The organism is Synechococcus sp. CBW1002 (assembly GCF_015840915.1).
In the GTDB taxonomy this organism is placed as follows: Bacteria; Cyanobacteriota; Cyanobacteriia; order PCC-6307; family Cyanobiaceae; genus CBW1002.
The window spans coordinates 1,833,508-1,856,029 of sequence record NZ_CP060398.1; the positions used below are offsets into that span (position 1 = coordinate 1,833,508).

Here is a 22,522-nt window from a genome sequence, read left to right on the forward strand (position 1 = left end):
CCACCGGTGTTGTAGGTTTCCTGAGTCGCTGAGAGGCGACGCGCCGAGACGACCCAGAGCCGAGAGGCCAAGGGAGTGGAGGCAGCACCTGGACAATTGAAAAGTTTAGGAACTGACGCTTCTACCGCGTCATTCTGATCGGATCGAACGGTTCTGAGTTTGCAGTGGACCAGCCTTGTGCTGGCGCCAGTGTGGAGTCAAAGCCCGTTTGATGCGGTGTCGAGGATGACGAAACGAGCGGTAGAGGTGTGAGGTCCCGTCAAACATTTTAAGCGACGGGAACCTGCAGTGATGTGGTGCTGCCTTGAGGTCTCACGCCTTGGGTCAGAACTGGGTGAAAACCAGCTGTGGGTGACTGAAGCGAACCGGATCTGAGATCTGGGAAAGTCACGGGATTGTGACGTGAACCATCAGGAAGAATCTGTTCGGAGAGATCCAGATAGGGAGGTCTAGACGGCAAGCGAAACAGTTGTGTGCACTCTCGAACCCTTTCGGTCAGTCGAAAGGTGGTCCCAACTGAAGACTGTGCGCCAGTGCAGGATTTGGGTGAGCGACAAACTTCTCTGCGATGAAAGCTCAAGCGAAAGTTTAGAGCTGACGTTTAAAGGGGGAAGACTACTACGGAGAGTTTGATCCTGGCTCAGGATGAACGCTGGCGGCGTGCTTAACACATGCAAGTCGAACGAACCTTCGGGTTAGTGGCGGACGGGTGAGTAACGCGTGAGAATCTGCCCTCAGGAGGGGGATAACGGCTGGAAACGGCCGCTAATACCCCATATGCCGAGAGGTGAAATGAATTTCGCCTGAGGATGAGCTCGCGTCTGATTAGCTAGTTGGTGGGGTAAGAGCCTACCAAGGCTTCGATCAGTAGCTGGTCTGAGAGGATGATCAGCCACACTGGGACTGAGACACGGCCCAGACTCCTACGGGAGGCAGCAGTGGGGAATTTTCCGCAATGGGCGAAAGCCTGACGGAGCAACGCCGCGTGAGGGATGAAGGCCTCTGGGCTGTAAACCTCTTTTCTCAAGGAAGAAGATCTGACGGTACTTGAGGAATAAGCCACGGCTAATTCCGTGCCAGCAGCCGCGGTAATACGGGAGTGGCAAGCGTTATCCGGAATTATTGGGCGTAAAGCGTCCGCAGGCGGCCTTGAAAGTCTGCTGTTAAAGCGTGGAGCTTAACTCCATTTCAGCAGTGGAAACTACAAGGCTAGAGTGTGGTAGGGGCAGAGGGAATTCCCGGTGTAGCGGTGAAATGCGTAGATATCGGGAAGAACACCAGTGGCGAAGGCGCTCTGCTGGGCCATAACTGACGCTCATGGACGAAAGCCAGGGGAGCGAAAGGGATTAGATACCCCTGTAGTCCTGGCCGTAAACGATGAACACTAGGTGTCGGGGGAATCGACCCCCTCGGTGTCGTAGCCAACGCGTTAAGTGTTCCGCCTGGGGAGTACGCACGCAAGTGTGAAACTCAAAGGAATTGACGGGGGCCCGCACAAGCGGTGGAGTATGTGGTTTAATTCGATGCAACGCGAAGAACCTTACCAGGGTTTGACATCCTGCGAATCCCTTGGAAACGAGGGAGTGCCTTCGGGAGCGCAGTGACAGGTGGTGCATGGCTGTCGTCAGCTCGTGTCGTGAGATGTTGGGTTAAGTCCCGCAACGAGCGCAACCCACGTCTTTAGTTGCCAGCATTGAGTTGGGCACTCTAGAGAGACCGCCGGTGATAAACCGGAGGAAGGTGTGGATGACGTCAAGTCATCATGCCCCTTACATCCTGGGCTACACACGTACTACAATGCTACGGACAAAGGGCAGCAAACTCGCGAGAGCTAGCAAATCCCATAAACCGTGGCTCAGTTCAGATCGTAGGCTGCAACTCGCCTACGTGAAGGAGGAATCGCTAGTAATCGCAGGTCAGCATACTGCGGTGAATACGTTCCCGGGCCTTGTACACACCGCCCGTCACACCATGGAAGTTGGCCACGCCCGAAGTCGTTACTCCAACCCGTAAGGGAGGAGGATGCCGAAGGTGGGGCTGATGACTGGGGTGAAGTCGTAACAAGGTAGCCGTACCGGAAGGTGCGGCTGGATCACCTCCTAACAGGGAGACAAACTGATTGTGATGTCTGAATACTTTATTTTCAGGCCATGATCCTGTCACTCTAGGTCGATCGGTACCTCAACTGTGGAAGCGGAATGGCAACATGTCCGTCCAAGCAGGTTCAGTTCCTAAACTTTGTCTAGGTCACACCCCAACGATTTTTGTTGAGGCGGTGTTGAAACCTGAAAGATGAAACGGTAGCGATACTGAATCATCAATCAGGTCAGACACAACTTTGACGCGATCGCGAGGTCGAACTCCTGGGCCATTAGCTCAGGTGGTTAGAGCGCACCCCTGATAAGGGTGAGGTCCCTGGTTCAAGTCCAGGATGGCCCATTCGTGTTTGGGGGTTTAGCTCAGTTGGTAGAGCGCCTGCTTTGCAAGCAGGATGTCAGCGGTTCGAGTCCGCTAACCTCCATTCCACACTGACGAGCGCCCTCACGGAAGCAAAGGAGAGATTTCTTTGGTGTGATCCTGACGTCTTGGTGACGATTCCAGCCTGCTTTCATTCCCTGAGTGGTTGAAAGCATGCTGGATTCCCTGTCCGCAAGGATGGGCATTCAGCAAGAACCTTGACAACTGCATAGGAAAAGTCTGGAAAAGAAAGCATCTCATAGACGCTGACTTTCCGGTTCTCTCTGGTCGCGGCCTCGGCTGCGGCATCCCAGCGAAAGCGAAGGGAAGATTGAGGTGCAAGCCTCAATCTGAGAGAAACAGGAAAGCCAGTGATTCTTGAGTTAGAGCCGAGTACAGCTCGTGTCTTCTGTCTGGCATGGCCACAAGCCACCAAGCAGGAGTTTGATTCTGGCTGTCTGAGATCTCTTGATTGAGAGCTTAGACACCGGAAGAATAGCCTTCAACAAGCTAAACGCGAGTTGTGATTATGGTCAAGCTACAAAGGGCTCACGGTGGATACCTTGGCACACAGAGGCGATGAAGGACGTGGTTACCTGCGATAAGTCTCGGGGAGCTGGAAACACGCTTTGATCCGGGAATTTCCGAATGGGGCAACCCCTAGAACGGCCGCCTGAATCCATAGGGCGGCGCGAGCCAACCCAGCGAACTGAAACATCTTAGTAGCTGGAGGAAAGGAAAGTAAAAACGACTCCCTCAGTAGCGGCGAGCGAACGGGGAAGAGCCTAAACCGATGGGTTCGCCCATCGGGGTTGTGGGACAGCAACGTGGACCAGGGACGTTAGAGGAAGCGTTTGAATGGCGCGCCAGAGAGGGTGAAAGCCCCGTACTCGAAAGCGAAACTGGCCTAGCTGTATCCCGAGTAGCACGGAGCACGTGAAATTCCGTGTGAATCCGCGAGGACCACCTCGTAAGGCTAAGTACTCCTGTGTGACCGATAGCGCAACAGTACCGCGAGGGAAAGGTGAAAAGAACCCCGGGAGGGGAGTGAAATAGAACATGAAACCGTGAGCTTACAAGCAATGGGAGTCCTACTCATAGGATGACCGTGTGCCTGTTGAAGAATGAGCCGGCGACTTATAGGCACTGGCAGGTTAAACCGGGAATGGTGGAGCCATAGCGAAAGCGAGTCTGAATAGGGCGATCGTCAGTGTTTATAGACCCGAACCCGGGTGATCTAACCATGGCCAGGATGAAGCTTGGGTGATACCAAGTGGAGGTCCGAACCGACTGATGTTGAAAAATCAGCGGATGAGCTGTGGTTAGGGGTGAAATGCCAATCGAACCCGGAGCTAGCTGGTTCTCCCCGAAATACGTTGAGGCGTAGCGTCTAGTGCTCCAGCAGGGGGGTAAAGCCACCGTTTCGGTGCGGGCTGCGAGAGCGGTACCAAATCGAGACGAACTCTGAATACCCTGTGTGTAACTAGGCAGTCAGACTGTGGGGGATAAGCTCCATGGTCGAAAGGGAAACAGCCCAGACCGCCAGCTAAGGTCCCCAAATCAATGCTGAGTGATAAAGGAGGTGGGATTGCCCAGACAACCAGGAGGTTTGCCTAGAAGCAGCCATCCTCAAAGGAGTGCGTAATAGCTCACTGGTCGAGCGATCCTGCGCCGAAAATGAACGGGGCTAAGCATTGTACCGAAGCTGCGGATTTGAATCGTAAGATTCCGATGGTAGGGGAGCGTTCCATGTGGGGTGAAGCGTTAGCGTAAGCGGGCGTGGACTGCATGGAAGTGAGAATGTCGGCTTGAGTAGCGAAAACATGGGTGAGAATCCCATGCCCCGAAACCCTAAGGGTTCCTCCGGCAGGCTCGTCCGCGGAGGGTTAGTCAGGACCTAAGGCGAGGCCGAAAGGCGTAGTCGATGGACAACAGGTCAACATTCCTGTACCTGTCATGTTTTGGGAAGGGGGACGGAGAAGGCTAGCCCAGCCAGATGTTGGTTACTGGTCCAAGCGTTCGAGGCGTTGAGAGCTGGCGAAAACAGCTTGAGCTGAGGCGTGAGTGCGAGCGGCTACGGCCGCGAAGTGGGTGATGTCAAGCTTCCAAGAAAAGCCCTATACCCGTTAAGGCATGATGGCCTGTACCCGAAACCGACACAGGTGGGGTGGTAGAGAATACCGAGGGGCGCGAGGTAACTCTCTCTAAGGAACTCGGCAAAATGGCCCCGTAACTTCGGGAGAAGGGGTGCCACCGCAAGGTGGTCGCAGTGAAGAGGCCCAGGCGACTGTTTACCAAAAACACAGGTCTCCGCTAAGTCGCAAGACGATGTATGGGGGCTGACGCCTGCCCAGTGCCGGAAGGTTAAGGAAGCTGGTCAGCGCAAGCGAAGCTGGCGACTGAAGCCCCGGTGAACGGCGGCCGTAACTATAACGGTCCTAAGGTAGCGAAATTCCTTGTCGGGTAAGTTCCGACCCGCACGAAAGGCGTAACGATCTGGGCGCTGTCTCGGAGAGAGGCTCGGCGAAATAGAATTGTCTGTGAAGATGCGGACTACGTGCACCCGGACAGAAAGACCCTATGAAGCTTTACTGTAGCTTGGTATTGTGCCCGGGCTCTGAATGCGCAGGATAGGTGGGAGGCTTTGATCCATGGCTTGCGGGTCATGGTGAGCCAACGGTGAGATACCACTCTTTCAGAGCTAGGGTTCTAACGGTCACCCGTCATCCGGGGACCGGACAGTATCAGGTGGGCAGTTTGACTGGGGCGGTCGCCTCCTAAAAGGTAACGGAGGCGCGCAAAGGTTTGCTCAGGCTGGTTGGAAATCAGCCGACGAGTGCAAAAGCAGAAGCAAGCTTGACTGTGAGACCTACAAGTCGAACAGGGACGAAAGTCGGCTTTAGTGATCCGACGGTTCTGAGTGGAAGGGCCGTCGCTCAACGGATAAAAGTTACTCTAGGGATAACAGGCTGATCTCCCCCAAGAGTTCACATCGACGGGGAGGTTTGGCACCTCGATGTCGGCTCATCGCAACCTGGGGCTGAAGTCGGTCCCAAGGGTTGGGCTGTTCGCCCATTAAAGCGGTACGCGAGCTGGGTTCAGAACGTCGTGAGACAGTTCGGTCCATATCCGGTGCACGCGCAGGAACATTGAGAGGATTTCTCCCTAGTACGAGAGGACCGGGAGGAACGCACCTCTGGTGTGCCAGTTATCGTGCCAACGGTAAACGCTGGGTAGCCATGTGCGGAGTGGATAACCGCTGAAAGCATCTAAGTGGGAAGCCCACCTCAAGATGAGTGTTCCCATGGCATAAGCCAGTAAGGTCACGGGAAGAACACCCGTTGATAGGCTCTACGTGGAAGCCGGGTAACCGGTGAAGCGGAGGAGTACTAATAGACCGAGGGCTTGACCATTCCATCCCTTGCCATCCTGACCGGATGACACAGGGATCACGCGCTCAAAGCTTTTGGATCCAGACCGGTTGCTTGTCAACCGCTCCTATGCAGTTCTCAGGGTTCAACCTGGGGGCAAAGACCGGCAAGGGGCCTGAAGAGGCCGTTTGCTTTCCTGGTGTTCATGGCGCTGTGGACCCACTCCGATCCATCTCGAACTCGGTTGTGAAACGCAGCAGCGGCAACGATAGTTGGAGGGTAGCCTCCTGCGAAAATAGCTCGATGCCAGGTCAAACTTTGCTCCACGACGACGCCCCCGATGGCAGCCTGATGGCTGCGATCGGGGGCGTTTTCGTGTGCCTGGGTTGTGGGTTGGTGGCCACGAGATAGCTGTCCGACCTCGATCACCAGTCCCCAAGGGGGGATGATATTGAGTTGCCGATGCTGGGGATTGGTTTCGATGCTTGGGTCCTTGCGTGATGCGTCAAGTCAGGAGCTGGTAGGGACGTTGGGGCCAATGGGGACGTATGTGCCAAGACGTCAGGATGGGGAGCACAGCTGTGCCAAGGCTACGATTGATCGGTGGACTTGGTTTGTCCTGGATACGATGCCGTGCATAGGCTGATTTGATGTGGCACTGGGTTCGATGACAATGCCGCAGGCTCGATCACTTCTGCGTTTACAACGTTCGTGGAAGCCTTTCTGGGGAGCATACAGGTTATGGTTGCAGAACGATTGCACGGATCTCAGCGCAGCATTTGCCTATCACTGTCTGCAGTCTTTTTTGCCAGCAGTGTTGATTGCACTTTCGATTGCCTCGCGGATTCTTGGCAGAGATCGCGGCTTGGTGGAGCGATTGCTTGGTGTGGCAGATGGTATTTTGCCGGCTTCTGGCTTGCCTTTTTTTGAGATTCTATTGCAGAAATTTACGCGTCAAGGGTTTGGGGCGGGCCTATTGGGCATTCTGTTCCTTGTGCTCAGTGCTGGCAATATTTATCTGACTCTTCAGCGGGGCATGGATCGTGTATGGGGTTGGCGACATGCGGGGCTGGAGGGACTGCCATGGGACCAGGTTGTCAGGAGATTCGTTGTGCTCAGGCTGAAGGCATTCTTGTTGATCTCAGTCTTGGCAGTGTTGCTTGTTTTTGATCAGTTGATCAGTAACCTTGGCTTGTTTTTCGATGGTGACGTTGCCTTTGCCTGGTTGCCACCTTGGTTGCAAAACCTGCTCCATGTTTCACTTTGGGCCGACCTTGGTGCTTCGATCCTGATTGGCCTGCTGTGCTCCTGGGTCGGTCTGTGGATCTTGCCCTCACGGCTTGTCCCTTTTGGGGTTGTGCTGCCTGGAGCCGTGTTGGCTGCGGTTGTGCTGATTACGATGAATCTCTCGATTGGGCCAATCCTGCTGCTGTTGGGTGTCAGGTTCCAGGCATATGGTGTAGTGGGTGGTGTCCTTGTGCTGACCCTGTGGATCTGGTTTATTGGTGTTGTTCTCTATTACAGTCAGTGTCTCAATGTGGTGTTGTGGCACGCACGTAAAAATAGAAAGCCCAAACTTGTGTTTTGAGCGGATTGTCGCCCGAACCCCTGCCATGACTTGATCATGCATCGCAACCTCATCGCTTCGCAGATCTGATGCAGCGCTCTTTCCCCTGGATCTGGCTTGTCTTGCTGGGTCTTCTCCTGCTGGCCCCCAGCCCAGCAGGCCGTGTCCTGCTGGATGTGCTTGGAGGTCTGACCCTTGGCCTGCTGCTGCTGCCGCTGATCGCTGCTGGGGGTGTCTGGATTGCCTGGCAGGTTCTGCGGCGACGCCTGCAAACCTGTCCTCGTTGCGGCAGTGCCAGCTTTTCCCAGGAGTCCTGTCCTCTCTGCGGTGCATCCATGCAGGCGGAATCGGAGGGGATGGTGGTGAATCTCACCGATGATCCCTTGCAGCCTCAGTCTCGCGGCATGGAGAAGGAGGCGAGCACCGTCACCATCGATGTGGTGGCCCAGGAGGTGGACGATCGTTGACGGCGTGCGTCGGGTGCTTCAGCTGCCCGTGGCCTGCACCCCTTCACTCAATTGTTCTGCCAGGCGACGTTCCCGCAAATAGAGAAACAGAGGAGCCCCGCAGGCGAAGGCGATCAGGACGCAGCTCAGTAGAACCCAGATCAGCCCGCGCATCTGCAGGCGTCGGCTTTCCTGCACTATCCAGATCACCACAGCAGTGGCGCCGATCATCAGATCTCTGGACAGAGAGGTGGCGGCAGGATTGGCGGTCGCTAAAGCGATGAATGATGGCAGATCGAAGGCCTGATGATTGAGTTCGATAAAGTCAAGATTAGCCATCCAGGGCAGCACGGCTCCAGCAATGGCAAGGATGAGGTAGATCGCCTGTAAGGGACTCTGCGGAAGCCAGTGCATGGCGAAGGACTTTGAGGTCATACATCGTTCCTCAAGAATTGTGGTGGATCAGTGGGGTGATAGTTGGTGCCAAGAATCATCGGCGGAAGATTTCTTGGTCGAATTGAGATGTGCGGATTATGGGGTGGATAATGGAGGCTGAGTGATTTGATCGGTGGGTGAGTGGTCTCCGTGTTGTCAAGGACTGGATCGGCGTGAGGTGTGTCTCGTTCATGAGGGTTCGAAAGGCCTTGGCTCACTTTGTTCGTCTTGCTGGGACCACTGCAAAACCTCTTGTTCCACATCTTCGAGTATGGCTTCGCATCGATCGATGTAGCTCAGGCCACGTCGGTACAGCGCCGCCATGTGCTCGACGTCGAGGTCGCTGGTCTGCAGCTCCGCCAACACAAGCTCAAGGGCCGTTCGAGACTGGAGAAAGCTGAGATCCTCTGCCCCGCTGGGTGAGGGATCTGTTTTGGGGGCCGATGCCCGGCGATCAGCTGCCTTGGGTTCGGCTGCCTTGCGACCCGATCTTTTTGGGCTCTTGCTGAGATTGGAGCTGCCCTTGACCGGTGTCGTGGGCAGTGGATCGGTGGCGGCTGTTCCGTCGCTTGGGAAATCTTCGGATGGAGTTGCTTCGGTCTTCTTGAGCATGGGGGTTGGTGGTCAGGGTCGTCACGGGACCAGGTGTTTCAGATCGAGGTTGCGGCACTGCGGCTCACCACGGCTTCCAGCCCCCCCTCACGGAGCTGCACAGTGATCGCGTCACCGGCGTTCACCTCCTTCCAGGTGCGCAGCAGATGGCCATCCTGCCCCCGCACCAGCGAGAAGCCACGCTCCAGGATGTGCTGCGGCGAGAGGGCCTGAAGCAACTGACGTTGCTCCTGCAGACGCTGGCGGCTCTGAACCAGCAGCCCTTGGGGGTGAAGAGCCTCGAGCCTCTGGCGTTGCTGCGCCAGCCGTTCTGTTTCCAGATCGAGGCGCCAGCGCAAGGATCGCTGCAGATGGAGACGTTGCTGGCGCAGATCCAGAAGTGCCCCCTGCTGGTCAGGCAGCAGGGCCACCAGTGCGGCCGTGGGCGTGGCGGCCCGATAGTCCGCCACCAGATCAGCAATGGTGGTGTCGTCTTCATGGCCCAGACCGCAGACCACCGGGATTGCGGCACTGCCCAGGCAACGGGCCAGCCGTTCGCCGTCGAACACCGCCAGATCCTCTCGATTCCCTCCCCCTCGGGCCAGCACCAACGCCTCGACACCGAGTCGTTCGGCCTGCCGGCTTACGGCCTCCAGCGCCGTGCAGATTTCCCCTTCCACGGGACCCTGCACGGGGATCGGCACCACCAGAATCCGTGTGGCCGGCCATCGTTCGCGGGCAGTGCGCAGCATGTCCGCCAGGGCGGAGCTGGGCACGCTGGTGAGCAGGGCGATGCACCCGGGATGTTCGGGCAGAGGGCGCTTGCGCTCTGGGTCGAACCAGCCTTCCGGTGCCAACAGTTCCCGCACCCGCTCGAACTGGCGCAAGGCAGCCTGGCGCCCTGGGCGAATGTCCAGCACCTGGACGCAGAGGCTGGCTCGGGCGTCCCAGAAATTGAGACGGCCGATGATGGTGACACCGTCGCCTTCGGCGGGGAGGTACGAGAGCTTCTGGCGCAGGGAAGACCAGATCACCCCTGAGATGGTGGCGTCGCCATCGGTGAGGGTCAGCCAGATGTGTCCCTTCTTGAGCTGCGGACGGCTCACGGTCGCCTCCAGCAGAAAGCGCGGCGCAAACCCCCGTTCCAGCAGGGTTCCGATGGCCCGATTGAGCTCGGCCACGCCAAATGAAGGCAGGCCAGCGGATGTGGCGTAGGCGTTCTGGGATCGGGGCTCCAGCGGAGATGGGATCACGTCAGTGGGAGATCCGTTGGTCGTGCCACTGGTTCGTACACCATTGGGTCTAGCGCCACTGGGGCTGGTCCACCTGCCGGTGAAGGTCGTTGTGTGCTCTGGTTGAGATTGAGGCTGGCCAAGCCTCCAGGCCGTATCGATGGCTGCAGGCTGAGCAGGAGACTGATAATCGCGACTCTGATATGAAGCCTGCCATCAGTGTTCCAGCTTGCGGTACTGAAACCACCAGTAGAGGCTGACGACAGAACCGATCACGGCCACGACGCGTCCAACGGGATGATCGATCCGTACAAAGCCCGCACCTGTGATCACCAGGGCGCTACTCAGCAACCTGGAGCCGTCCCGGCGGTTGTTGACATAGAAGCTGGGTGGCATCGAGTCGGCGGCACAGCGGAGGCAGCCTAAGAACCAGGCACTGAGACCGAACTGAGGCGACATGAAAATCCCGCCGTTTCACCCTGGGTTGGGCGATCCGGCGGGGCTGGAATCGGCTTGAGAAAGCCTCAACCGAGGCCGACCTGGGCCAGGATGCCTTGGCCGGTGAGGAGCTCGGTAGCCAGGCCAATCACAAAACCCATCATGGCGAGGCGGCCATTCCAGGTCTCGGCGAAGTTGACGAAGCCGAAGCGGGGCTGGGAAGCGTCAGACATGGAAGCAATCTCCAGGATTCCTCAACTGTAACGAAAGATGGAGTGGTCTTGACAGTGCTGCTTGCTACAGGTGCTGTGCGGTTTTCCGATTTGACAAGCCTGTGGCTTTCGCCTATGGCTGCGCTCAGTTGTTTCCGAATCCATTCAGCCCTCCCGTGCCGCTCTGCAGCAGCAGATTGCCGCTGCCCTGCCAGCCCAGCCGGATCTGGTGCTGGTGACCGACCTCGATGGCACCCTGCTGGGGGCGATCCACTCTGGCGCCGTGCTTTTTACCGCTGGCTGGTGGAACGGCGTGAGCGGGTGCTGCACATCTTCTGCACGGGCCGCCAGCTCAGTTCGATCGCCTCCCTGCTGATCGACAATGCCGCCTTCGGGCTGGCCCACCCCCATCTGGTGATCGGTGATGTGGGCTGCACCGTGGCCTGGGGATTCAGCCTCAAGACCGTGCCTGGGATGGTGGATCCGATTGATGCCCGCTGGAAAGGGTTGCCGGAGCGGCTGCTGCCCTTGCTCGAGGCTCTGCCCGGAGTGGCTCCGCAACCGATCAGCACCGAGCGCCGGCTTGCCTACACCCTGGATGGCGAAGCGATCGACTGGCAGCGACTGGTCGCACTCGAAGCCCATGGGGTCGACTGCCTCGTGTCGGACAACCGCTATCTCGATGTCTTGCCGGCCGGTGTCAACAAAGGCTCCACCCTGCTGACCTTGTTGCAATGGCTCGAGATCGATCCCGAACGGGTGGTGACGGCCGGCGACACGCTCAACGACCTGGCGATGTTCGAGACGGGGTTGGCTGGGGTGATGGTGGGCAACGCTGAGCAGGCTCTGCGGGAGAAGGTCTCCTGCCTGCCGCGGACCTACCGGGCCCGCGCGGAAGGTTGCGCCGGCATCGTGGAGGGATTGCGCCACTTCGGTTTCGGCCATTTGTTGGACGACTTCCCAGGCTTCCCCTTGTGAAGCCTGGGAGACGCTCAGCCCTGCGGCGCTGGTCGGGCAGCCTGCTCCCGTGCCAGGCGGGCCTTGGTATGGGCCGTGGCCTGGGCCTGGCGCGGATCTTCCGGCCAGGGATGGCGCGGATAGCGGCCCCGCAGATCGCGCCGCACCTCGGCATAGCCCTGGTCCCAGAACCCACTCAGATCGCGGGTGATCGCGGCTGGTCTCCCGGCTGGCGAGAGCAGGTGCACGGTCACGGGTAGCCGTCCCTGAAGCAGGGTCGGAGTCTGCCGGCAGCCGAACATCTCCTGCAGTTTCACCGCCAGCACCGCCTCCCCGTTTTGGTAGGTGAGATGGATTCGCCGACCGGAGGGCACCGTCAGCTGCTGCGGTAGCCAGTCGTCGAGCAGACGCCGCTGCGTCCAGTCCAGGTCTGCCCAGAGCACCTCGCACAAATCCAGCCGCTGCAGATCCTCCAGGCTGCGGACCCCTTGCAGGTGCCTGCCGAGCCAGTCTTCGAGCGTCTGGCTCAGGGCCTGGTCGCTGCAGTCAGGCCAGGGGGAGCCCAGGTGCTGGTGGGCCAGCAGCAGCCGCTGCTGCAACTGCCGGCTCCTCGCCCCCCAGGGCAGGGCCTCCAGTCCCCGTTGCCGCAGGCCTTCGAGCAACGCCTGTCGGATCCGGTCCTCATCGGCCTCGGGCCAGGGGCTGCGCTCCAGCACCACGGCTCCGAGGCGCAGGCTGCGTTCGCAGCGCACCCGCTGGGCGGTGTTGTCCCAGCGCACCTCTTCGATGCTGACACCCTGGTCCACAGCCAGTTCCTCCAGCAATGCCGCAGGCAGAGGCACGGCCAGTCGGATCGCCGCGTCCTGTCCCTGGCCGTCCAGGACGGCCACCGCCAGGGCTTCGGCCAGGACCAAAGGGTCGCTGGGATGGAGGGTGGCGCCGCGACCGCTGCGGAGCTGGTAGCGATGCGGGCTTCCAGGGCGGCGCAGGGCGATCCGCTCCGGATAGGCCCAGGTGATCAGGCGCGCCGCTCGCCACTCCAGATCTGCTGGCCCTGGGTCCGCGCCGCTAGGGGGAGCCGCTGCAGCTCTCACCTGCCGTCGCAGTTCGGCGGCGAGCTGGTGCAGCCGCTGCTGAGGGCCTGACCCTCTCCGTCCCTGGCCCTGGGGCCGCATCCAGGCCAGGCGGCGCAGCAGGTCGCTGCCATGCTCCTGGCGATCGAGCGGATCCCGTTCGCTCAGCAGCACCGCCAGATCACAGGCCAGATCCAGATCCCCCGCGCCGCTGGCCTTCAGCAGCAGATGGGCCAGGCGCGGGTGCAGTCCCACGGCGCTGAGGGCACGGCCGTGATCGGAGAGGGCGCCGCTCTGATCGAGGGCTCCGAGCTGCTCCAGCAGCCTTCGCGCCTCCTGCAGGCCAGCCAGCGGTGGTGGTGTGAGCCAGGCCAGGTCTTCCCCCAGCCCCGCTCCCCATTGGGCCAGCTGCAGGGCGATCGGCAGGGGATCGACCTCCAGCAGTTCCGGCGGATCGAAGGCGGGCCGTCGCTGCTGCTCGGCTGGCGACCACAGCCTCAGGCAATGGCCTGGCCCGAGTCGGCCGGCGCGGCCCCGCCGCTGCTCGGCGCTGGCCTGGCTGGCCGGCACGGTGACCAGTCCATCCATGCCCGTGGCCGGATCAAAGCGACTGCGGCGCGACCAGCCCGCATCGATCACCAGCCGTACCCCTTCGATCGTGAGGGAACTCTCGGCAATGCTGGTGGCCAGCACCAGCTTGGCGCCGTCGGGATCGGCGGGGGCGATGGCCTGGCGCTGGGCCTCGAGCGGCAGGGATCCGTGCAGGGGGCAGATGGCGACCTGCTGGCTCCAGGGGCAGCTCTCGAGCAGCCGCTGGGTGCGCAGGATCTCCCGCAGTCCGGGCAGAAAGATGAGCGCGGTTTCACCAGCGTGACGTTGCGGCAGCCACTGCTGCTCCAGGGCCCGCAGCACCTGCCGTTCGATCGCTTCGGATTCACGGGGGCGCTGGTGCTCCACGCTCACCGGATGGCTGCGGCCTTCGCTGGTGAGCACCTGAGCCTGATCGAGCTCGGCGGCGAGCGGCTCGAGATCCAGGGTGGCCGACATCACCAGCACCCGCAGGTCCGGGCGCAGCAGGGCGCGGGCCTGTCGCAACAGGGCCAGGGCCAGGTCGGCGTCGGCCTGGCGCTCGTGGAATTCATCGAAGATCACCAACCCCACGCCCTCCAGGGCCGGATCGCTCTGCAGGCGCCGCAGGAACAGGCCGCTGGTCACGACCTCCAGTCGGGTCCGGCTGGAGCAACGGCGTTCAAGGCGAACCCGGTAGCCGACCTGTTCCCCAACCGCTTCCCCCAGGGAGCTGGCGAGACGTTCGGCGGCGGCGCGGGTCGCGAGGCGGCGGGGCTCCAGCATCACGATTCCCTGCGCGGGCAGGGCGTGCATCAGGGCCAGAGGCACCCGCGTGGTTTTGCCGGCACCGGGCGGTGCCTGGAGCAGCAGGGTGGACCCTGGAGGGCTCAGCGCCGTTTCGATCACGCCGAGCAGCCCGTCGATCGGCAGTAGGGCTGCAGGTGCTGCAGGGGAAGAGCGGGCTCGCGGCATGGGCTCAGCGCACGTGCCGCACTCCATCCACGGGGTGATAGCCCTCGCCGGTCTTCTCTTCGTAGACGATCGCCGGCAGGCCGGTTTCAAACATGGTCTGCAGGGCTTCCTTGAGATAGGGATTCCAGCCACCTGTCGACACCTTCCCGTGCCACACGGTCCAGTCCCAGGTGCCTTGCAGATCGCGAGGCACACGGCCTTCGCGGTCGCGCCGGGCCACCAGATCCTGGGATTCGATCACGCCCACCCGGACCGGATCCTGCCCATAGGCCGGGGTCATGGTGAGCTCCAGCCGCACGGGATCTTCCTTGACCAGCTTGAGGCGGAAGCGGGGTGGGAGCTTCAGACCCCGGAGCACGGCACCAACGATTCGAGTTCTCTGGTCCACGGTCTGCCTCCGCCGGCATGCACGATCACACCTGCGAGCCTATTCAGTTGTCGACCTCGGTCCCTGGGCGCTCGTTGTCGCCGTTGAAGCGCACCGTGAGCAGATCCTCACGGGTGAGCTGACCTTCGGCATCCAGCAGTTCCGGATGAATGGTGAGCCGGCCGGTGCGATCGCCACTGGTGGTGCCGGCAGCGCTGCGGTCGCCAGGGCGGGGTACGGCACGAAAACCACGGGCCATCACCTGGAAGGCCTGCCAGAGCAGCAGCAGGAAGCAGGCTCCGTAGAGGTAGGGAAACAGCTTGGTGAAGACGTCCATTCGATCGGATGCGACGAATCGCCGGATCCGATCGCGGATCCATCATCGCTTGCTTGTGGAGGTGTCAGGCGTGGCGTTGGCCAGCATCCAGGCCCAGAGGGTGGTGCAGGCCGCTCCGAAAGCAAGGAATGCCAGCAGCAGGCGTGACGTGTCCATGGATCGATAGAAAACTTCATTGATCGTAGCCGGATCGCCTGGCGGTTTGCACGGCTCGTCTGAGTGGGCCACGTTTCCTACGGTTTGCGTTGATCTGCGCCGTTCGCGGAGTTCGAGTGATGCGCCGCTTTCCCTTGCATTCGCTGGCCTGGCCCGGAGTCACCCTTGCAGCGGTGATGGTGACCCTGCCGCTGCTGCCAACGGCGGCCTTGGCGCAGGGGGCCGCCGCTGCAGCCCTGACGCGCCAGTCGTTCGTGGCGAGCGCCGTGCGTCGCGCCGGCCCTGGCGTCGTGACGATCGACACGGAGCGCACCGTTCTGGTACCGGGTGGCGGTGGTGGGCTGCCCCGTGGGCTGCTGGCCGACCCCTTCTTCCGGCAGTTCTTCGGGGTTCCCCAGGCCGCGCCCCCGTCCCAGCGAACGGAGAGAGGCCAGGGCAGTGGCGTGATCTATCGGGCCGACGGCCTGATCCTCACCAATGCCCACGTTGTTGACAAGAGCGATCGGGTGCTGGTGGGTCTGCAGGACGGCCGTCGGGTCGAGGGCAAGGTCGTTGGTCTGGACAGGGTGACGGATCTGGCCGTGGTGCAGTTGATCGGAGGAGGGCCCTGGCCTGCGGTGGCGCTGGGCAATTCCGATGCCCTTCAGGTGGGCGACTGGGCCATTGCCGTGGGTAATCCCTTCGGGCTGGATAACACCGTGACCCTGGGGATCATCAGCAATCTCAACCGCAATGCCAGCAAGCTCGGCATCACGGATAAGCGGCTGGATCTGATTCAGACCGATGCGGCGATCAATCCCGGCAATTCCGGCGGGCCTCTCCTCAACGCCGATGGAGAAGTGATCGGCATCAACACCCTGGTGCGTTCGGGCCCTGGTGCCGGTCTGGGATTCGCCATCCCGATCAATCGGGCCCGGGAGATTGCCAGCCAGCTGGTGCAGAGTGGTCGGGTGAGCCACCCGATGATCGGTGTGGGCCTGGAAGCTTCACGGCCGGGCCAGGGTGGATCGGCGGCTGGGGGTGTGCGTGTGGTCTCCGTGATGCCGGGAGGTCCAGCCGCTCGGGTGGGGATTCGGCAGGGTGACGTGATCGTGGTGGCCGATGGTCAGCCGGTCACAGAGCCCAGTCAGTTGGTGAGTGTGGTCGAGCGGATCGGCGTAGGTCGGCCTCTGAACCTGAGGATTGATCGCCAGGGAAGGCGGCTCGAACTCGACCTGACCCCTGTTGAGCTGGGGAGTCTCTCGGCGCGCTGACAGGGCAGCGTTCTCGACGTTTGCGTTCTGAGCCTCTCTTGCGCTGTGGGCAGGTTGTGGTTGGCGTCAGGAATGTCGTGGTTTGTGGAGGGGGCGTCGTGGACGGGGCGTCAGGTCCTGAAAGGATGACGCCCACGACCTTCGCCGCGCTCAGAGCACATCGAATCCCTGAGGCTCGCTGGTCTCGGGCATGGTGCTCATGCCGCCGAGGAAGGCGGAGGGCGCGCCGAGTTGTTGGCGCATCACCCACTGGGTGGCCGCCTTCTGGCTTTGCCAGGCCTGGAGCAGCTGCTTGGCCAGACCACGCAGGGCCTGGGGGTCACCCGTGGCGTCGATGGCTCGGGTCATGCGCTCAAGCTCGAACTTCTGCCCAAGGCTGAGGGTGAGGGGTTCCGACATGGCTGAAGCCCCAGGGGGCTCGTGAAACTGGCGCAACGCTACAAAGTGTTTCAGGGCTCCGCGTAGCCGTTGCGACACGGATAAGCAAAACGCGTCAGCAAACCCTTGCGCCATCCCCCTTGACGGCAGTTCTGGGCCTTGGCTGCCGGTGTTCGGGCCAGTGGTGGGCGACCGGTCTTGTGGTACGCCTCGTCTTCTGGCTCAGTGGTGTTCCCGCAGTTCCTCAACGCAGCGGGTGACGCATTCACCATCGTCGAGGGAGCAGGTGGTGATGCACTCGAAATAGACCTCCATGGCATCCCAGGTCTCCTCGTGGTGCTGCGGCGACGGCGTCGCCGCAGCACCAGCCTCGGCTGTCCCGGCATGGGAGGAAGGAATCCCGGTGCGGGAACCAAGTCCCGTGGACCAGAGCTCGACGCTCATGGGCTGCTCTCAACGACGTAAGGTCAGGCTATGCACACATCGCGCTGGACACCAGCGAAATGGGTCGAGTTGCTTACTCGTCTATGAAGTTGTGTTTTCCAGCTCCGCGCTGAGGTTCCTCCGTCGGCCGGCCGGCCGGCCGGCAAGAGCCCGTCTGCCTGCAAAGCCGGCAATCAGCAGGCCGGCTGTCGTTGCTTGCCGCCATCGTTCTTGCTGGCCTGCTTGTTGCGCAGGCGCTCGCGCTGCTTCTCGCGGTTGGCGGCCTGTTTGCGGGTTCGGGCTTCCGTCTCCAGGGCCTGGCGGGCCGCTTCGGCTTCCTCCTGTTTCTTCTGCAGGTAGTAGGCGTAGTCGCCCCGGTAGACCACCAGCTCCCCCTCGCGCAGTTCGACGATCCGGTTGGCGACCCGGGAGATGAAGTAGCGGTCGTGGGAGACCAGCAGGGCCGCGCCCTCGTACTCCTGCAGCGCGTTTTCCAGCATCTGCTTGGCGGGGATGTCGAGGTGGTTGGTGGGCTCGTCCAGCACCAGCAGGTTGCAGGGCTTCAGCAGCATCAGCGCCAGGGCCAGGCGTGCCTTCTCTCCGCCGCTGAGCTTGCCGGCTTCCTTGAACACCGCCTCATTGCTGAGGCAGAAGCTGCCCAGCAGGGAGCGCACCTGGGTCTGGGTCCAGTCCGGTACCGCTTCGAACACGGTGTCGATCACGGTCTTGTTGAGGTCGAGGGCTTCGGCCTGGTTCTGCTCGAAATAGCCGGCGATCACGTTGTGCTCACCCAGCCCGGCCCGGCCCTCATCCGGCGCCTCCAGGCCCATCACCAGCCGCAGCAGGGTCGACTTGCCGGCTCCGTTCGGCCCCACGAAGGCGATCCGATCGCCCCGCTCCACCTCCAGTTCGGCGCCGAGGAACAGGATCTTGTCGCCATAGCTGTGGGTGAGATCGCGGAACTCGGCCACTAGTCGCCCGGAGCGGGGGGCTTCGGGAAAGCGGAAGCGTGGACCGGAGACACTCTCGATCGGGGCTTCGATCCGTTCGACCTTCTCAAGCAGCTTTTCCCGGCTCTTGGCCTGGGTGGAGCGGGTGGCGCTGGCCCGGAAGCGGTCGACATAGGCCTGCTGGCTGGCCAGTTCCTTCTGCTGCCGATCGAAGGCGGCCTGACTGGCCTCGCGCTCCAGCGCCTTCTGCTCCAGATGCTGGCTGTAGTTGCCCAGGTAGGTCCGTGAGACGCCACGTTCGGTCTCCACGATCTGGGTGCAGACCCGATCGAGAAAGGTGCGGTCATGGCTGATCACCACCAGGGCGGCGCTCTGCTCGATCAGGTAGCTCTCCAGCCACTGGATCGTCTCCACATCCAGGTGGTTGGTCGGCTCATCCAGCAGCAGCAGATCCGGTTCCTGCAACAGGATCTTGCCCAGGGCGATGCGCATCTGCCAGCCGCCGGAGTAGTCGCCCACCAGCAGCTCGGCGCCTTCGGGGGTGAAGCCGATCGTGGGCAGCAATTTGTCGATGCGGGCGTCGAGTTCGTAGCCGTGCAGGGCCTCGAAGCGGCTGTGCAGCCGGCCGAGCTCGTGGATCAGCTCATCAAGGTGATCGGGATCGCTGGCGGCCTGCTCGCTGGCCATGTCGTGCTCAACCTGATGCTGGCGGATCAGCACCTGGGCCGCTTCGCCGAAGGCCTGGAACAGCTCTTCGCGCACGGTGCGCTCGGGATCGACATCGAATTCCTGCTGGAGGTAGGCGATGCGCGGCTCCCCCTGTTTCACCACCTGGCCGCCGCTGGCCTCCTCCAGGCCGGCAATGATCCGCATCTGGGTGGATTTGCCGGCACCGTTCACGCCCACCAGGCCGATGCGTTCACCGGCCTTCACCTCCCAGGTGACATCCCGCAGCACTTCACCGGTGGGATAGATCTTGCTGATCCGTTCGAGACGAAGCACGGCGGCGTGGGTATGGGTACGGCAGGAGCCACGGAATCCTGCCGGTTCCGGTGCGTTGCCTGCATCATCCCTGGCCATCCTCCCGACCGGAACCCCTGAGATCCGCCCACCGGATCAGCGTCCGGCAAAGTGGTTTTCAGAACCTCGGCTGCTCGTTGGGATGATCAAGCGCCTCGAGCAGGTGGCCGCTCTGGTGGTGGCGGCAGGTCTGGCGATCGTGAGTTACTGGCTCTTCTTCAGCTGGGCCCAGGGTGGTGGGGCCCAGCGCCGCCCCGGAGAGATCCCTGTCAGTCCGCCAGGTTCGAGCCAGTCCCGATCCCGCGATCCCGGGGTGCCGAGGGGCTCCGTTCCCCTGGCCGGAATCACAGTCCGCCCCGCGCCTTGACCAGCCACTGCTTGGTGTCGCCGTCCTCCAGGCTGGCGATGTGGGCCTTCACCTCCTCAGGGCTCACCGGCAGACCTTCGGCCTCACCGAGCGCCACGATCCTCTGCAGGGCGCCGCTGGGGTCCTGCAGGGCCTGGCGGAACAGGTCCTGGGTGAGTGCCGCATCGGCGCTGATGCGCGCGTAGAGCTGGGGTGCGTTGCTCATCGCTCGGCCACGGATGGCTTGACCCTATGCAGTGGAGGTGCCCCACAGTGTGCCCTGGGACGCGGTTGTTCGCGTTCCGTAGGGAAGGGCACTCAGGACTTGGCCTCGTTGTCGGCGGTTTCGCCCTTGAGGCTGCGGGCTTCCTGGCAGAGCACCTGGCGGAGCTGGGCGTAGTTGGCGGCCAGGCTGCTCTGCCCGTCCTGACGGGCTCCGAATTCCGCCCGTTGCAGCACGTGGTGCAGGTGGGTGAGCAGGTAGGGGCTGATCACGGCTGATACCAGCACATCACCACTGCTTTGGGCGGAGGTGGTGGTGGGGCCGTTGGAGCGAGGCGCCATGGCCGAGGGCCGGGTCTGGCTACAGCATAGGCTTGGATACTACCCAAGGGTGTGTTTGTACACTGGTGGTCATTGGTGCTGTCCAGTGCGGCCTTTGTCCGGGCGTCTCCGCCGGTGAGCCATCCACCCTCCACTGCGCCGTGCCTACCCGACAGACATCCTCCAGTGGCCGCTCCAAGTCGCCGCGGATTCAGGTGGTCTTGCCTGAGGATCTATGCGACCGGCTCACGGCTCTGGCGGAGCGGGATTCCCGCACCGTCAGCAACATGGCGCGGGTGCTGATCCAGCAGGGTGTGGAGCGGATGGAGCGGCAGCAGCTTCTGGCCGGCGACTCCGGTCTGCTGCCGAGCGAGGTCCAGGCCGATCGCTTTCGTGCGGCCCTCGTACGTCAGGAGCAGAATCGAGGCCAACGGCTTCAGAGAACCCGCCGCTTACGGCTGTTCCGCCCTCGCGCTTGACGCGGGATCAGCCGCAGCGATCAGGTGACAGCCCTGCAGGCCTGGCGCAAGTCCCCAGCACGGCCTCCTGACGGGCGCCGGTCACCGCTGGCAGGGAGCCGGGGTGGCCCTGCTGGTGCCACCAGGCCAGCAACGCGAAGGCCAGGGCTTCCCTCTCCAGATCGCCGATGCCCAGCTCCTGCAGGGGTCGCACGCTCATGCCCCGGCAGCGGCGCCGCAGCTCCCGCATCAGGGTCTGGTTGCGGCCGCCTCCTCCGGCGACAAGCAGTTCGATTGGCCGTGGACCGCGCTGCAGATCCTGGGCCACGGCCGCGGCGCTGAAGGCCGTCAGGGTGGCGAGACTGTCGGCGGCGAAGTCGGTGCTGTCGCGGGTAGCCGCGCTGCTCTGGGCCAGGTCCGCCAGGCGGCGTTGCAGGTCGGCCTGGCCGAACAATTCCCGGCCGGTCGACTTGGGTGGCTGCAGGAGCAGATAGGGCTCCTGCAGCCAGCGCTCCAGCACCGTTGTCTGCACCCTGCCGCGTGCTGCCCAGGCGCCCCCGTCATCGAAGCTCAGCTGTCCCTGGCTGAATTGCTCCACGGCCAGGTCCAGCAGGGTGTTGGCCGGGCCGCAATCCCAGCCGCGTATCGACGCGTGGCGATCGGGACCGTGGCGGGGCGGCAGCAGGGTGAGGTTGGCGATGCCTCCCAGGTTGAGCAGGGCGCGCCAGCCACCGGTGCTGCCCAGCAGTGCCGCATCACAGGAGGGAACCAGCGGCGCCCCCTGCCCCCCCAGGGCCAGATCGGCAGCCCGGAAGTCGTGAACCACCGGTCGCTGCAGCAGGGAAGCCAGCAACGGGCCCTGCAGCAGCTGCAGGCTGGCGCCACGGCGATCGCCCGTAGGGGGGCGGTGCCAGAGCGTCTGACCGTGGCAGCCCACCAGAGCGGCTGTGGCACCGGGATCGGCATGGCGGGCCGCCTCGGCCTGCACCTCGGTCACGGCCTCGCTCAGGTCAAGGAGCTCCGCCGAGGTGCACGAGGCTCCCTGGCCCAACGCCAGCAGTCGCTGGCGGAGGTCGTCGGGATAGGGAACGGAGGCCCGCCCCAGCAACTGCCAGCGGGGACGTTGGGGCGGGCCTGAGAAGGCGGCCAGCACCGCGTCCACGCCATCGGCGCTGGTGCCGCTCATCAGGCCGACCACGCGCATGGCGATCAGGTGGAGGGAAGCGCTTCCAGCGCCGTGCTGGTGCCCATCACCACCAGCAGTTCGCCTTCATTGAGCACATGGGAGGCCGGTGGGTTGACGGTCAGCTGGTTCTGGGGGCCGGCCGCCAGCACGCTGACGTTGTAGTTCTTGCGCAGGTTGATGTCCCGCAGGGAGTGCCCGACAAAGGCGCGGGGCACTTTGATCTCCTCGATGCTGTTGCGGTCGTCCAGCCGCAGGCGTTCCAGCAGGTTCGGACGCACCAGCTCCAGCCCCAGGCGTTCTCCCTGCATCTTCGAGGGAAACACCACCCGGTCGGCGCCGACCCGGCGCAGCATCTTCTCGTGCAGATCGCTGGTGGCCCGGGCAATCACGTGTTTGACGCGGCTGTCGCTGCTGTCCTTGGCGATCAGGGTGGCGGTGATGCTGGCCTCGAGGGGCTCGCTGATCGCCACCACCACCGTGCCGAGATCCAGCACTCCCGAGGCCCGCAGGGCCTCTTCATCGGTGCAGTCCACCACCCGACCCTCAATGCCCGGATCGGCCTGACGCAACTCGTCAATGGCCCGCTGACTGCTGTCAATCGCCAGCACGTCGGCACCAGCGCTGGCGAGCGACTTACAGACGGCACCGCCGAAGCGTCCCACCCCGATCACGGCGAAGCTGTCTTCGAAGCGATCCTCGCTTCCCTGCCATTGCCACCACTGGTTCATTCCCGCTGCATCCTCTGGTCGGTGTGGTTGGTGTGGTCGGTGGGGGTGGTGCGTGC

The 22,522-nt window shown here is 62.3% G+C and carries 22 protein-coding genes, 2 tRNA genes and 3 rRNA genes; 11 read left to right on the forward strand and 16 right to left on the reverse strand.

Going from position 1 to position 22,522, the window contains the following annotated elements:
* Window positions 1-617: 617 nt before the first annotated feature.
* The 7 genes from H8F24_RS08840 to H8F24_RS08870 all read left to right on the forward strand — a co-directional run bounded on the left by H8F24_RS08840 (window position 618) and on the right by H8F24_RS08870 (window position 7,862).
* Window positions 618-2,103, forward strand: a 16S ribosomal RNA gene (locus tag H8F24_RS08840).
* 262 nt (window positions 2,104-2,365) lie between these two features.
* Window positions 2,366-2,439, forward strand: a tRNA-Ile gene (locus tag H8F24_RS08845).
* 9 nt (window positions 2,440-2,448) lie between these two features.
* Window positions 2,449-2,521, forward strand: a tRNA-Ala gene (locus H8F24_RS08850).
* Between the two features lie 467 nt (window positions 2,522-2,988).
* Window positions 2,989-5,870: ribosomal RNA gene (locus H8F24_RS08855) — 23S ribosomal RNA — on the forward strand.
* A gap of 153 nt (window positions 5,871-6,023) precedes the next feature.
* Window positions 6,024-6,140: ribosomal RNA gene (gene rrf, locus H8F24_RS08860) — 5S ribosomal RNA — on the forward strand.
* Together the 16S, 23S and 5S rRNA genes with 2 tRNA genes alongside form the textbook arrangement of a ribosomal RNA operon.
* 355 nt (window positions 6,141-6,495) lie before the next feature.
* On the forward strand, window positions 6,496-7,416 hold the full coding sequence (locus tag H8F24_RS08865; protein WP_231598195.1) for a YihY/virulence factor BrkB family protein: 921 nt from the start codon (window positions 6,496-6,498) through the stop codon (window positions 7,414-7,416).
* 68 nt (window positions 7,417-7,484) lie between these two features.
* A complete protein-coding gene (locus H8F24_RS08870; protein WP_197158634.1) occupies window positions 7,485-7,862 on the forward strand; it encodes a hypothetical protein in 378 nt (125 codons plus the stop codon).
* Between the two features lie 18 nt (window positions 7,863-7,880).
* On the opposite strand, the gene H8F24_RS08875 is transcribed toward H8F24_RS08870, so the two are convergent.
* The 6 genes from H8F24_RS08875 to H8F24_RS19925 form a co-directional block, all read right to left on the reverse strand.
* Window positions 7,881-8,276 carry a DUF2834 domain-containing protein gene (locus H8F24_RS08875; RefSeq protein ID WP_231598196.1) on the reverse strand — a complete coding sequence of 132 codons (396 nt, stop codon included), beginning with the start codon at window positions 8,274-8,276 and terminating at the stop codon, window positions 7,881-7,883.
* Window positions 8,277-8,465: 189 nt separating this feature from the next.
* Window positions 8,466-8,888: an exodeoxyribonuclease VII small subunit gene (gene xseB / locus H8F24_RS08880; RefSeq protein WP_197171806.1), complete on the reverse strand. Its 423-nt coding sequence runs from the start codon at window positions 8,886-8,888 to the stop codon at window positions 8,466-8,468.
* Window positions 8,889-8,926: 38 nt separating this feature from the next.
* Window positions 8,927-10,120 carry an exodeoxyribonuclease VII large subunit gene (xseA, locus tag H8F24_RS08885; protein WP_231598197.1) on the reverse strand — a complete coding sequence of 398 codons (1,194 nt, stop codon included), beginning with the start codon at window positions 10,118-10,120 and terminating at the stop codon, window positions 8,927-8,929.
* A 195-nt stretch (window positions 10,121-10,315) separates the two neighbouring features.
* Complete coding sequence (locus H8F24_RS08890) at window positions 10,316-10,495, reverse strand: hypothetical protein (protein ID WP_197158637.1); 180 nt, start codon at window positions 10,493-10,495, stop codon at window positions 10,316-10,318.
* 128 nt (window positions 10,496-10,623) lie between these two features.
* A complete protein-coding gene (locus tag H8F24_RS08895; RefSeq protein ID WP_197158638.1) occupies window positions 10,624-10,770 on the reverse strand; it encodes a chlorophyll a/b-binding protein in 147 nt (48 codons plus the stop codon).
* Between the two features lie 124 nt (window positions 10,771-10,894).
* On the reverse strand, window positions 10,895-11,023 hold the full coding sequence (locus tag H8F24_RS19925) for a hypothetical protein (RefSeq protein ID WP_255518226.1): 129 nt from the start codon (window positions 11,021-11,023) through the stop codon (window positions 10,895-10,897).
* Between the two features lie 29 nt (window positions 11,024-11,052).
* On the opposite strand from H8F24_RS19925, the gene H8F24_RS08900 reads away from it, so the two are divergent.
* Window positions 11,053-11,727, forward strand: coding sequence for an HAD family hydrolase (locus H8F24_RS08900; RefSeq protein WP_231598198.1), 675 nt, complete (start codon window positions 11,053-11,055; stop codon window positions 11,725-11,727).
* 14 nt (window positions 11,728-11,741) lie between these two features.
* Here H8F24_RS08900 and hrpB read toward each other — a convergent pair whose 3' ends face one another.
* Genes hrpB through H8F24_RS08915 form a run of 3 tightly spaced genes read right to left on the reverse strand, consistent with a single transcriptional unit; the run spans window position 11,742 to window position 15,025 of the window.
* A complete protein-coding gene (gene hrpB / locus H8F24_RS08905) occupies window positions 11,742-14,321 on the reverse strand; it encodes an ATP-dependent helicase HrpB (RefSeq protein WP_197171808.1) in 2,580 nt (859 codons plus the stop codon).
* 4 nt (window positions 14,322-14,325) lie between these two features.
* Complete coding sequence (locus H8F24_RS08910; protein WP_197158641.1) at window positions 14,326-14,709, reverse strand: hypothetical protein; 384 nt, start codon at window positions 14,707-14,709, stop codon at window positions 14,326-14,328.
* Between the two features lie 43 nt (window positions 14,710-14,752).
* A complete protein-coding gene (locus tag H8F24_RS08915) occupies window positions 14,753-15,025 on the reverse strand; it encodes a DUF2973 domain-containing protein (protein WP_197158642.1) in 273 nt (90 codons plus the stop codon).
* A 275-nt stretch (window positions 15,026-15,300) separates the two neighbouring features.
* Between H8F24_RS08915 and H8F24_RS08920 the strand changes: the two genes are divergently transcribed.
* Window positions 15,301-16,434 carry a trypsin-like peptidase domain-containing protein gene (locus H8F24_RS08920; RefSeq protein WP_197158643.1) on the forward strand — a complete coding sequence of 378 codons (1,134 nt, stop codon included), beginning with the start codon at window positions 15,301-15,303 and terminating at the stop codon, window positions 16,432-16,434.
* Window positions 16,435-16,584: 150 nt separating this feature from the next.
* Here H8F24_RS08920 and H8F24_RS08925 read toward each other — a convergent pair whose 3' ends face one another.
* The 3 genes from H8F24_RS08925 to H8F24_RS08935 all read right to left on the reverse strand — a co-directional run bounded on the left by H8F24_RS08925 (window position 16,585) and on the right by H8F24_RS08935 (window position 19,187).
* On the reverse strand, window positions 16,585-16,833 hold the full coding sequence (locus H8F24_RS08925; protein WP_197158644.1) for a hypothetical protein: 249 nt from the start codon (window positions 16,831-16,833) through the stop codon (window positions 16,585-16,587).
* Between the two features lie 201 nt (window positions 16,834-17,034).
* On the reverse strand, window positions 17,035-17,256 hold the full coding sequence (locus H8F24_RS08930; RefSeq protein WP_197159387.1) for a hypothetical protein: 222 nt from the start codon (window positions 17,254-17,256) through the stop codon (window positions 17,035-17,037).
* A gap of 173 nt (window positions 17,257-17,429) precedes the next feature.
* Window positions 17,430-19,187 (reverse strand): ATP-binding cassette domain-containing protein, encoded by a 1,758-nt coding sequence (locus H8F24_RS08935; RefSeq protein ID WP_197172183.1) that lies wholly within the window; start codon window positions 19,185-19,187, stop codon window positions 17,430-17,432.
* 160 nt (window positions 19,188-19,347) lie between these two features.
* Here H8F24_RS08935 and H8F24_RS08940 point away from each other — a divergent pair, with 160 nt between their 5' ends.
* Window positions 19,348-19,572 carry a hypothetical protein gene (locus tag H8F24_RS08940; protein WP_197158646.1) on the forward strand — a complete coding sequence of 75 codons (225 nt, stop codon included), beginning with the start codon at window positions 19,348-19,350 and terminating at the stop codon, window positions 19,570-19,572.
* Here H8F24_RS08940 and H8F24_RS08945 read toward each other — a convergent pair.
* Both H8F24_RS08945 and H8F24_RS08950 read right to left on the reverse strand, forming a co-directional pair.
* Window positions 19,550-19,777: a hypothetical protein gene (locus tag H8F24_RS08945; protein WP_197158647.1), complete on the reverse strand. Its 228-nt coding sequence runs from the start codon at window positions 19,775-19,777 to the stop codon at window positions 19,550-19,552. The two genes, H8F24_RS08940 and H8F24_RS08945, sit on opposite strands and share 23 nt — an antisense overlap.
* 92 nt (window positions 19,778-19,869) lie before the next feature.
* Window positions 19,870-20,115, reverse strand: coding sequence for a hypothetical protein (locus H8F24_RS08950; protein ID WP_231598199.1), 246 nt, complete (start codon window positions 20,113-20,115; stop codon window positions 19,870-19,872).
* A 140-nt stretch (window positions 20,116-20,255) separates the two neighbouring features.
* Here H8F24_RS08950 and H8F24_RS08955 point away from each other — a divergent pair, with 140 nt between their 5' ends.
* On the forward strand, window positions 20,256-20,573 hold the full coding sequence (locus H8F24_RS08955; protein WP_197158648.1) for a hypothetical protein: 318 nt from the start codon (window positions 20,256-20,258) through the stop codon (window positions 20,571-20,573).
* A gap of 7 nt (window positions 20,574-20,580) precedes the next feature.
* Here the strand turns inward: H8F24_RS08955 and H8F24_RS08960 are convergent, their stop codons facing one another.
* Together H8F24_RS08960 and H8F24_RS08965 are read right to left on the reverse strand one after the other, a co-directional pair.
* Window positions 20,581-21,756: an anhydro-N-acetylmuramic acid kinase gene (locus tag H8F24_RS08960; RefSeq protein ID WP_197171810.1), complete on the reverse strand. Its 1,176-nt coding sequence runs from the start codon at window positions 21,754-21,756 to the stop codon at window positions 20,581-20,583.
* Between the two features lie 5 nt (window positions 21,757-21,761).
* On the reverse strand, window positions 21,762-22,466 hold the full coding sequence (locus H8F24_RS08965; protein ID WP_197158650.1) for a TrkA family potassium uptake protein: 705 nt from the start codon (window positions 22,464-22,466) through the stop codon (window positions 21,762-21,764).
* Window positions 22,467-22,522 lie beyond the last annotated feature (56 nt).

Coding starts and splice junctions, on each gene's coding strand:
- H8F24_RS08920 (WP_197158643.1), top strand. CDS start 15,301: ATGCGCCGCTTTCCCTTGCATTCGCTGGCCTGGCCCGGAGTCACCCTT.
- H8F24_RS08950 (WP_231598199.1), bottom strand. CDS start 20,115: ATGGCGCCTCGCTCCAACGGCCCCACCACCACCTCCGCCCAAAGCAGT.
- H8F24_RS08890 (WP_197158637.1), bottom strand. CDS start 10,495: ATGCCACCCAGCTTCTATGTCAACAACCGCCGGGACGGCTCCAGGTTG.
- H8F24_RS08925 (WP_197158644.1), bottom strand. CDS start 16,833: ATGTCGGAACCCCTCACCCTCAGCCTTGGGCAGAAGTTCGAGCTTGAG.
- H8F24_RS08915 (WP_197158642.1), bottom strand. CDS start 15,025: ATGGACGTCTTCACCAAGCTGTTTCCCTACCTCTACGGAGCCTGCTTC.
- H8F24_RS08865 (WP_231598195.1), top strand. CDS start 6,496: ATGACAATGCCGCAGGCTCGATCACTTCTGCGTTTACAACGTTCGTGG.
- H8F24_RS08960 (WP_197171810.1), bottom strand. CDS start 21,756: ATGCGCGTGGTCGGCCTGATGAGCGGCACCAGCGCCGATGGCGTGGAC.
- H8F24_RS08930 (WP_197159387.1), bottom strand. CDS start 17,256: ATGAGCGTCGAGCTCTGGTCCACGGGACTTGGTTCCCGCACCGGGATT.
- H8F24_RS08875 (WP_231598196.1), bottom strand. CDS start 8,276: ATGACCTCAAAGTCCTTCGCCATGCACTGGCTTCCGCAGAGTCCCTTA.
- H8F24_RS08940 (WP_197158646.1), top strand. CDS start 19,348: ATGATCAAGCGCCTCGAGCAGGTGGCCGCTCTGGTGGTGGCGGCAGGT.
- H8F24_RS08945 (WP_197158647.1), bottom strand. CDS start 19,777: ATGAGCAACGCACCCCAGCTCTACGCGCGCATCAGCGCCGATGCGGCA.
- H8F24_RS08895 (WP_197158638.1), bottom strand. CDS start 10,770: ATGTCTGACGCTTCCCAGCCCCGCTTCGGCTTCGTCAACTTCGCCGAG.
- xseB (WP_197171806.1), bottom strand. CDS start 8,888: ATGCTCAAGAAGACCGAAGCAACTCCATCCGAAGATTTCCCAAGCGAC.
- hrpB (WP_197171808.1), bottom strand. CDS start 14,321: ATGCCGCGAGCCCGCTCTTCCCCTGCAGCACCTGCAGCCCTACTGCCG.
- H8F24_RS08870 (WP_197158634.1), top strand. CDS start 7,485: ATGCAGCGCTCTTTCCCCTGGATCTGGCTTGTCTTGCTGGGTCTTCTC.
- H8F24_RS08965 (WP_197158650.1), bottom strand. CDS start 22,466: ATGAACCAGTGGTGGCAATGGCAGGGAAGCGAGGATCGCTTCGAAGAC.